This window comes from Methylobacterium aerolatum (genome assembly GCF_022179085.1).
Taxonomy (GTDB): Bacteria; Pseudomonadota; Alphaproteobacteria; order Rhizobiales; family Beijerinckiaceae; genus Methylobacterium; species Methylobacterium aerolatum.
In genome coordinates, this window is the sequence record NZ_BPQE01000006.1 from 87473 (window position 1) to 94577 (window position 7105).

5 protein-coding genes are annotated in these 7105 nt (G+C 64.8%); 4 read left to right on the forward strand and 1 reads right to left on the reverse strand.

Features of this window, described 5'->3' with window-relative positions; all coding sequences use genetic code 11:
- Positions 1 to 407: 407 nt before the first annotated feature.
- Positions 408 to 2810 (forward strand): MASE4 domain-containing protein, encoded by a 2403-nt coding sequence (locus MFF06_RS04960; RefSeq protein ID WP_238201904.1) that lies wholly within the window; start codon positions 408 to 410, stop codon positions 2808 to 2810.
- Between the two features lie 239 nt (positions 2811 to 3049).
- Here MFF06_RS04960 and MFF06_RS04965 read toward each other — a convergent pair whose 3' ends face one another.
- Positions 3050 to 4417, reverse strand: a complete 1368-nt coding sequence (locus MFF06_RS04965; protein WP_238201905.1) for a methyl-accepting chemotaxis protein — start codon at positions 4415 to 4417, stop codon at positions 3050 to 3052.
- Positions 4418 to 4749: 332 nt separating this feature from the next.
- On the opposite strand from MFF06_RS04965, the gene MFF06_RS04970 reads away from it, so the two are divergent.
- The 3 genes from MFF06_RS04970 to MFF06_RS04980 all read left to right on the forward strand — a co-directional run bounded on the left by MFF06_RS04970 (position 4750) and on the right by MFF06_RS04980 (position 7089).
- A complete protein-coding gene (locus MFF06_RS04970) occupies positions 4750 to 5043 on the forward strand; it encodes a hypothetical protein (RefSeq protein WP_238201906.1) in 294 nt (97 codons plus the stop codon).
- A gap of 27 nt (positions 5044 to 5070) precedes the next feature.
- Positions 5071 to 6537 carry a methyl-accepting chemotaxis protein gene (locus MFF06_RS04975; protein WP_238201907.1) on the forward strand — a complete coding sequence of 489 codons (1467 nt, stop codon included), beginning with the start codon at positions 5071 to 5073 and terminating at the stop codon, positions 6535 to 6537.
- A gap of 264 nt (positions 6538 to 6801) precedes the next feature.
- Positions 6802 to 7089: a DUF4440 domain-containing protein gene (locus tag MFF06_RS04980; protein ID WP_238201908.1), complete on the forward strand. Its 288-nt coding sequence runs from the start codon at positions 6802 to 6804 to the stop codon at positions 7087 to 7089.
- The last annotated feature ends 16 nt before the right edge of the window (positions 7090 to 7105 follow it).

Genomic DNA, 7105 nt, shown 5'->3' on the forward strand with positions numbered 1-7105 from the left:
CCGTAGTCTTGGGTGATTACGGGAAACCTAAGTGCCTCGTCCGAAGTGTCGGGTTTCCCAGAACCCGTCGTATACAAATATCGGCATGGCGCCATTCATTTGCGAGACACTTAACAAAATGCGCATCGTTCCCACGCTTGGGCCCGCCCGGAAGATCGACCCGGCTGACTTATCTATGGCTGCTGCCAAAAAAATCTAAATAGTTCGCTCAGTCCGCAATCCTTCGCGTACTTCGGGGACGGCATCGAAACGAAAGCCGGGTTTTGATTTTGCTTCGAACGATTTCATCCGGATCCCTCACTTGGATCGGTGAAGGCCACCGTGGTACCCCTGATACTTCGCGAGTGGTTTGCCGGCGCAGCCAGCCATTGCGTTTCGGTGCGGAGCACACGATGAGCGAGTCCTCGATGGCTCCGGCCCTGGCGACCCTGGCGACCGCCTGGGCCGGCCGGACGCAACTTCGGCTCGCGGTTGCCGTCAGCTTCGTCTTCGGCGCCGTCACGCTCGCGCTGCTGCCGATTGCCAGCAAGCCGATGCCGCCGATGCCGGGGTTCGTGCCGGTCTACCAATCGGCGCTGATCGTGGTCTACGGACTGACCACCTACCTGTTCCTCGCCCAGTACCGTCGCATCCGCTCGGCGCCGCTGCTCGTGTTGGGGGCCGGCAGCCTGTACGTGACGCTGGTCGTCCTCCTGCAGTTGCTGTCGTTCCCGAATCTCCTCGCGCAGGGACGGCTCCTCGGCGATGGGCCGGACACCACGACGTGGCTCTGGACCTTCTGGCACCTCGGCCCGCCGCTCTTCGCGCTGCCCTACGCCGTCCTAGAGGGGGACAGGCGTGCGCCGCCGGCCCCGCGCGGAATGGCCGGGTGGCTCGGCGCGACCACGATTGCAGGGACCGTTGCGGCCGCCGCGCTCACCGGCGTGGTGGTGGCCCGGTACGTCCATCTCCTGCCGAAGTGCGTCGAAGGGGACGATTACTGGCTGCTCACGACCTCCGGCATCGGTCCGGGCGTCGTCGCCCTGACCGTCCTCGCGCTGGCCGTGCTGTGGTGGAAGACCCGACTGCGCACCGTGCTCCAGCTCTGGCTGGCCGTTTCGCTGCTGTTGCTCGTGTTCGACAACATGGTCACCCTGCCGGGCGCCGCCCGCGGCACGGTGGGCTGGTTCGCCGGCCGGATGGAGGCCCTCGTGGCCGGCTTCATCCTGCTCGCCGTCTACCTACGCGAAGTCGACTTCCTGTATGCGCAGGCCGAGGCCACTGCCGAGGACCGCGAGGCCCGGCGGGCGGAGTTGGAGCGTGCCCGCGACAACCTCGACCTGGCGCTGGAAGCGGCCGAGATGGGCGACTGGGAGCTCGACCTACGTGCTAACACCTCGCGCCGGTCGCCGAGGCACGACGCGATCCTCGGTCACCGCGAGCCTGTGGCCGAGTGGGACGTTAAAACCTTCCTCGGCCAGGTCGTTCCCGAGGACCGGGACGCCGTGCGGGTGGCGTTCGATGCCGCCGTCAGGACGGGCCTCCTCGACATCGACTGCCGCATCCGGCGGGCCGACGACGGGACGACCCGTTCGGTCAAGGTGCTGGGCAAGGTCTACCGCGACGAAACCGGCCAGCCCCGGTCCATGGCCGGCGTCGTGATGGACACGACGCGCCAGCGCGAGGCCGAGGAGCGCCTGAACCAGTCGCAGAAGATGGAGGCCATCGGGCAGTTGACCGGGGGTGTGGCGCACGATTTCAACAATCTGCTGACCATCATCATCGGCAATCTCGACATGATCGTGCGCAAGCCCGAGAACCCGCAGCGGGTCGAGCGGCTGGCCACGTCGGCCATGACGGCGGCGCGGCGCGCGGCCGAGGTTACCGAGAAGCTGCTGTCGTTCTCGCGGCGCCAGCTGGTTCGGCCCGAGACCGTGAACCCGAACAGACTGCTGAAAGACTTCCAGGCGCTTCTGCGGCGCGCCGTGGGCGAAACCGTCGAGATCCGCTTCGACCTCGATGCGGTCCTCGACCCGGTGCGGCTCGATCCGGGCCAGTTCGAGAGCGCGGTGCTGAACCTCGCGGTCAACGCCCGGGACGCGATGCCGAACGGTGGCGTCTTGACGGTGAAGACCTGCAATGGGCATCTCGACGCCGCGGAGATCCCCGACCGGCCCGACCTGCAGCCGGGCGCCTACGTGCTCGTCTCGGTCACCGACACGGGCCAGGGCATGGAGGCGGCCACACGCAATCGCGCCTTCGAGCCGTTCTTCACGACCAAGGACGTCGGCAAGGGGACGGGGCTTGGCCTCAGCCAGGTCTACGGCTTCGTGCGGCAGGCCGGTGGCCATGCGCAGATCAAGAGCGAAGTGGGCCGGGGCACATCCGTCGAACTCTACCTGCCGCGCTCCGCCGAGAGGGCCGCCGAAGCCCGGCCAGACAACGCCTTGCCGCTGCGGCAGGCGGTCTTCGGCGAAGTGGTTCTAGTGGTCGAGGACGAGCCGGCGGTCCTGGAGATGGCAGTCGAGAGCTTGGGCGAACTCGGGTACCGGACCTTGACTGCGACCCGGGCATCAGAGGCCCTGGATCGGCTGGGCGGCCCCGAGCGCATCGACATCCTTTTCTCGGACGTGGTGATGCCCGGCGGTATGAATGGCGTGCAGCTCTCGGTCGAGGCTCGCCGCCTGCGCCCAGGATTGCGGGTGCTGCTGACGTCCGGGTACACGGGCACTGCGCTCGACGAGCACGCGGTGCCCGCCGACCTGCCGCTCCTCAGTAAGCCCTACCAACGGGACGAGCTCGCCAACAAACTCAGGATCGTCCTTGGCTGACCATCGGCAACAGAAACGATTGGCAGGGAGGCAATGCTTGCCTTCATGTTCTGCTGCCTCGAAGTAGTCCTGCGGGTATCTACCCCAAGCGGTCGTACGGCTTGCGACCCAACCCAGCCGCTCAGATCATAGTGGGAGCTTCTCCAAAGCAGCCGTTCACACAACGCGTGGTACGAAGCACTTTGGACGGCCACACCCAATCGAAAAATAGATTTTCTGGAACCGAAAGTAAAAGTCTGCTATCGAAGCAGATCACCGGCAGCAGAAAGCATGTCCTTCATGGCCGCGCCCGCAGCCCGATAGGCCGGAGTACCGACATCCCAATTCTGCGCCGTGAGCGCATCGATCATCCGCCCGGCCTCGGCCCGTGCCTTCGCTTCCGCATCGAGGAAGCGCTGGACCGCGCCCTGGTCGGCTTTGGGATCGTGCCGCAGCGCTTCGACAGCCTTCCGAGCCGCAAGCTCCCGTGAGATCGCCAACGACCGCTCGGGCGTCGTTGCTCCGAGGAGAACTGAGGCCAATGTCCGCTTCCAGACCCCAAGGTCGGCAGCCAGACGGGACAACTCAGTTGCAGTGGCATTTCCCCCTGCTTCGCTCAGTCCCGCCTGGGCCATCGCTTCCGCCTTCAGCAGGCGTTTGGTGATCGCGTCGATCTCGGTACGGGTCTTGGCAGCCTTCTCGGCAATGCCGTTGACGCTTCTGGAGATCTCAGACGTCGCGGCGCGCTGCTGCTCAAGGGCTGTCGCCAGAGCTTGGCCCATCTCGTTTGAGCGAGCGATCTGCGAACCGGCGTCCTCAACCTGCGCCCCCAGGGACGCTACCACGACACCACCTCGTTCGACGGCTGCACGGCTCTCCGCGACGGCCTTGGCGATATGCTCCATCTCGGCCTGAAGCGTCATCAGACCTGCCCGGATCTGTTCCGTCGACTTCGCGGTCTGACCGGAGAGGGCCTTCACCTCGGCGGCCACCACCGCGAAGCCCTTGCCGGCTTCGCCCGCTCGCGCAGCCTCGATCGTAGCGTTCAAGGCGAGAAGGTTCGTCTGGCCTGAAATGGCGGCGATCGTCCCAGCCATGCTGCCGATCTCGGATACGGCCGCCTGCAGGACGGACAGTCGCTCGTCGATCTGATGAGTCCGCAATTCGATCGCCTGCATTGCCTCCCGAGCCTGCCGAACGTCGTTCGTACAGGCCTGCATCGACGCCTGGGCGGAATCCGCGCTGCGTCCAGCGGACTGCGAATTTTCCGCGACTTCGTTCATTGAAGCCGCCATCTCCTCAATGGCGCTTGCGGCCGTTCCAGTCGACTGGGCGATGTCTCCAACGTCGTAGGTCGTCCAACCGATGTTGATCGCGGCCTCGGACGCCTCCTTGGCAACCGCCGCAAGCTGCAGGCGTCCCTTATTCAGCTGTGTCGCCCTCGCCTGTTGGATCTTGCTCAATGCCTGACCGACGATACCATCCGGAAGGTCGTCGAGATCGAGATCCTGGCAGTGCGCAAGTTGCTCCATCGCCGCCAACAAACGGGCCCTATCATGATCCACCGCCGGACTGGACGTGCGGGTTTCCGAAGGACTCGACGCTTGGCGGGATTTCAGGCTGAACATCGGAACCAACTTTTAGAACGTTCTATCGGACTAGCGTGAGATATTTAACAATCGGATACCGGCGATCTCCCATTTCGGGGTGATCTCTAGTTTGATCGAGCGACAGGGGGAGCTGTGGAGCTCAAACTCGACATCTTCGCCACCTTTTCCCTTCAGTTCTCAAGCGATCAACTCGCGGGCTCCGGCGAAAACAATCATCATGGGGCGACGATACGCGATTATCGGTCATCATCGCGCGATCTGCAGCAATCCATCATTAAGGAAATCTCGTTAAGCATCGTATTGCGGACCAAAGAGGGTCGATCCGGACGGACGTTGCCACGATGCGCTGCATGCCATGGCCGGCGTTGCTCACCATCGCATCGACGCTTCTGCTGCCGGTTGTCGCCGGGCTGGCAGGGGACGCACGCTCGGTCGCAGTCATCGCGCTCACACAGGACGGGCTCGACGCCTCCATCGCGGCCGTCGCGGTGGCCGACGGCGAGATCGTCGCCGTAGCGGCGAGACGAATCCTCATCGCCCGATCGGATCGGGCCGGCTTCAGCTCCCGCCTCCACGCGGCCGGGGCGTGGCTCGTGCTGCCCGCCCCAGTATCCGGCTGCGGCCCCAGCTCTCTCGTCCGTTGAAACAGATCCTTCGAGCAGCGCCCGACCATGACCGATCTCGACCAACTCAGGACTTCCTTCGCACGCCTCCTCGTCGTGCTCCTGTGGATCCACGTGCCGGTCACGGGCGCTATCGCTTACTACGCGAACAACGATTTCAGCGCTGGCCCGCCGCTCGCGGCTCTGGCGCTGGCGAGTCTTGCGACCGTCTCCTGGATGCGGGATCCAATCGGTCTGGCCACCCGCCTCGTCACGGGCGCGGCGCTGACCGGCATGGCCGCGACCATGCTCACCGCCCTCATCGACCACCCCTGGCAGGTCGATATGCACATGTACTTCTTCGCCTGCCTCGCGGTGCTCGTGGGCTGGTGCGACTGGAGGGTGATCTTCCTAGCGGCTGGGGTGACGGCTATCCATCACCTCGCCTTCGGCCTCGTCCTCCCCTTGTTGATCTTTCCCGGCGCGTCCGGAGCGAGCGTCGCCCGCGTGGTGCTGCACGCCGTGATCGTGCTCATCGAGACCGGTGTCCTCACCTGGGTATCGTGGACCGTCGCGCGGGCCTTCGAACATCTCAGGCTCTCCGCCGGTGAGTTGCAGGCCCGCCTCGACCGCACCCGCACCCTGGAGGCGGAGGCGGAGCTCGCCCGCAGCCAGACTGAGGAGCGACGCCGAGCGGCGATGATCGAGATCGCGGAAGGGTTCGAGGCTGCGGTAGGCGGCATCGTCAGCTTGGTCTCGTCGTCCGCGACCGAACTTCAGGCGACAGCGCGACAGATGAGCGAGACCGCTGCCGAGACGGCCACCCAGTCCACCACCGTGTCGGCCGCCGCAGAGGAGGCGTCGTCCAACGTCAGCACCGTCGCAGCTGCTGCTGAGGAGCTCGGCTCGTCCGTTCAGGAAATCGGTCGGCAGGTCCAGGGATCGGCCGCGCTCGCGCAGGCGGCCGTGGGCGAAGCCGCCCAAACCGGCCACCTTGTGCAAGCCTTGAAGTCGACCTCGACCAAGATCGGCGAGATGGTCGGCCTGATCTCGGGAATCGCCAGCCAAACCAACCTGCTGGCCCTCAACGCCACCATCGAGGCCGCTCGCGCGGGCGCAGCGGGCAAGGGCTTTGCGGTGGTGGCGACGGAAGTGAAGGCACTGGCCGAGCAGACGGCCCGTGCCACGCAGGAGATCGCCAGCCAGATTGGCGAGATCCAGGGGGTGACGGATCAAGCGGTGTCGGCCATCGGCGGTATCACGCACCGAATCCGAGAAATCGATACCGTCGCGACCTGCATTGCGGCGGCCGTTGAAGAGCAAGCTGCGGCCACCCAGGAAATCGTGCGGAATGTCTCGCAGGCTGCAATCGGCACTTCGGAAGTAACCGGAACCATCGCGGGAGTGGCCCAGGCCTCGGAGGAAACCGGAGCGGCGGCGAGCCAAGTCCTGTCGGCCGCCTCGGAATTGTCGCGGCAGTCAGAGCGCCTCAATGCCGAGGTTACCCGCTTTCTCGCGACCGTTCGAGCCGCCTGATCTCCGTTTCCGACTTCGTTACGCTGATTGAGTTTCCGCTCCGGTCATTCAAAAGACAATCATGCGGGATTGGAGCAGGCCGATCACGGCTAGTCCGCTTCGGAGCTTAGGCTGCAGGTAAGCGGACCTCCCCTCAGGTTGAGGTGAATGCCTCAGAATGTTTCTTCCAGACCTTCCACCTCGTGGCCTTGAGCGTTCGCACAGACCGAGACGGTGTTCGTCCGGCAGGCACAGCTTCCCTGCTATGGCTACGCGGACCCCGCCGTGAACCCGGCGATCAAGATCACTAACCGCAGCAGGATGCGCAAGCCGCGGCGAACGGTTGGGACGCGGCATACAACAAGGGATATGGACGCCCTGGCGAAGCTGTACGCCCAGGACGCCGTCGTCGTCTCGAAAGGCGCCTATAAGCGGAGCGGAGAGATCACTGAGTTCTTCTCAAGCTTGAAGACGAAGGGATGGGACGAGCACAAGACGACGGTCAACGGCGTGCTGCCGAAAGACGACCTCCTGATCGTGATGGGCCGTTGGGAGATGTCCGGACCCACCTAGGGTCTGGACTCGATCA

Excerpts from the sequence above, each read along its gene's own strand:
- MFF06_RS04975 (WP_238201907.1), top strand. The coding sequence starts at position 5,071 with ATGACCGATCTCGACCAACTCAGGACTTCCTTCGCACGCCTCCTCGTC.
- MFF06_RS04970 (WP_238201906.1), top strand. The coding sequence starts at position 4,750 with ATGCCATGGCCGGCGTTGCTCACCATCGCATCGACGCTTCTGCTGCCG.
- MFF06_RS04960 (WP_238201904.1), top strand. The coding sequence starts at position 408 with ATGGCTCCGGCCCTGGCGACCCTGGCGACCGCCTGGGCCGGCCGGACG.
- MFF06_RS04965 (WP_238201905.1), bottom strand. The coding sequence starts at position 4,417 with ATGTTCAGCCTGAAATCCCGCCAAGCGTCGAGTCCTTCGGAAACCCGC.